This window comes from Nocardia barduliensis (genome assembly GCF_013315795.1).
Classification (GTDB): Bacteria; Actinomycetota; Actinomycetes; order Mycobacteriales; family Mycobacteriaceae; genus Nocardia; species Nocardia barduliensis.
Genome location: NZ_JABLTE010000241.1, coordinates 1 through 2,137 on the forward strand (window position 1 = coordinate 1; position 2,137 = coordinate 2,137).

Consider the following 2,137-nt stretch of genomic DNA (forward strand, 5'->3'; position numbering starts at 1 on the left):
CCACACCATCCCCGAAAGAACCCCACCCATGACCGGCACCCTCCGACCTGCGCCTTCGGCCGAACCCTCGCTCTGCCCATCCGGGCTGGTGCGCGGCAATTCAGTGAGCTCGACCGACGGCACCACCATCACCTACCTCGCCCGCGGGACGGGACCGGTCATCCTCGGTGTGCACGGCGGGCTCGGCAGTGCGATCAGTCTGCTACCGATAGCCGAGCACCTGGCCGACGATTTCGAGGTCGTGCTGATCAACCTGCGCGGGCACGGCACCAGCGGATGGGGCAACTCACCCCCGCACATCACCCACATGATCGACGACGTGCTGGCCGTCGCCGACGCCGTCGGACCGGTCACCACCCTGTTCGGCTACTCCTACGGCGCGGTCATCGCCCTGGAAACCGCTCTCGCCGCCCCCGACCGCATCGACCGGCTCGCTCTCTACGAACCACCCCTGCCCATCACCTACCCGATCCCCGAACTCACCGAACTCGAAAACCGCATCACCGCAGGCGACTACGAACAACTTCTGCTGGACGCCACCCCTGCCGCCGGAGGTTTCTCCGCCGCCGAACTCGCCGCCCTGCGCGCCGACCCCCTGTGGATGTCGAAAATCGCCCACGCCCCCACCCTGGTCCCGACCATGCGCATCCTCGCCGCACTCGCACCCACCGTCGAGCAATACACCGCCGTCACCGTGCCGACCCGGCTGATCGTCGGCACCACCAGCGCCCCCTACCTCCTCGACGCCGCCGACCACCTCGCCACCGCGATACCGGGCCTCACCCGCGAGACCCTGCACGGGCAAGGACACCACGTCGACCCCCACCTGCTCGCCACCGCTCTGGCCGCCTTCACCCACCCCTGACAACCCCGCACCACTCGGTGAGGTCTGCCACGCGCCGGCCTCACTGGTCCCGCATGCCTTCTTCTGCTGCTGGATCCGACGACTGAAAGAACGAACACTCATGAGCGACGCCATCGTCATCGGCGCCGGCCAATCCGGCCTGGCCGCCACCTACCACCTGCGCCGCCGCGGCCTGACGGTCACCCTGATCGAAGCCGGCAGCGAACCCGCCGGCTCCTGGCCGCGCTACTACGACAGCCTCACCCTGTTCTCACCCGCCCGATACAGCTCGCTACCCGGCATGCCGTTCCCCGGCGACCCCGACCACTACCCCCACCGCGACGAAGTCGTCGACTACCTACGCCGCTACGCCGCCACCCTCGACGCCGACATCCACCTCGAACACCGCGTGGACACCGTCACCCACGACGGACACACCTTCACCGCCCACACCGACACCGGCGCCGAATTCCACGCACCCCGCCTCATCGCCGCCACCGGCGGGTTCGCGTCCCCGAACATTCCTTCCCTGCCCGGGCAGGACAGCTTCACCGGAAAACTCCTGCACGCCAGCCGATACCGCTCACCACACGACTACACCGGACAGAACGTGATTATGGTCGGTGCAGGAAACACCGCCGTGCAGATTGCCGCCGAACTCGCCGCACACGCCACAGTCACCCTCGCCAGCCGACACCCGGTGAAGTTCGTCCCACAACGGCCACTCGGCCGAGACCTGCACTTCTGGTTCCGGATCACCGGCTTCGACACCCTCCCGCTCGGGCGATTCGTGACCAACCCGCCAACCCAACCCGTCTTCGACACCGGCCGCTACCGCGCCGCCCTCGCCACCGACAACCCCACCACCAGACCCATGTTCGCCCGCCTCGACGGCGCCACCGCCATCTGGCCCGACGGCACACGCCGACCCGCAGACACCGTCATCCTCGGCACCGGCTACCGACCGCACCTGCCCTACCTCACCGGCCTCGGCGCACTCACCGACAACCACACCCCCCGCCACCGGCAAGGACTATCCCTCACCCACCCCGGCCTGGGCTACCTCGGCCTGGAATGGCAACGCACCCCCTCCTCCAACTCCCTGCGCGGAGTAGGCCGCGACGCCCAACATCTCATCAGCAAACTCACCAGTCGCTAGGGTCTGTGGGGACTGTCGGGTAAACGGCGGATCTGACCCCGGTGTTGGTTAGTTTCCGGTCGGGGTGATCCGGCCTTCGAAGGTGATAGCGAACGCGTTCAGTGCGGGCTTCCACCTCATTGCCCATCGTGCCC

The 2,137-nt window shown here is 68.0% G+C and carries 2 protein-coding genes; both read left to right on the plus strand.

Annotated elements, in window-relative coordinates; translation table 11 throughout:
• Positions 1 to 865, plus strand: an 865-nt coding sequence (locus HOV91_RS38910) for an alpha/beta fold hydrolase (RefSeq protein WP_312884951.1), incomplete at its 5' end; no start/stop codon positions are given.
• A gap of 100 nt (positions 866 to 965) precedes the next feature.
• The gene (locus tag HOV91_RS38915) at positions 966 to 2,003 is read left to right on the plus strand and encodes a flavin-containing monooxygenase (protein WP_174190162.1); all 1,038 of its coding nucleotides are present in this window, start codon (positions 966 to 968) and stop codon (positions 2,001 to 2,003) included.
• Positions 2,004 to 2,137 lie beyond the last annotated feature (134 nt).

Coding starts and splice junctions, on each gene's coding strand:
- HOV91_RS38915 (WP_174190162.1), top strand. CDS start 966: ATGAGCGACGCCATCGTCATCGGCGCCGGCCAATCCGGCCTGGCCGCC.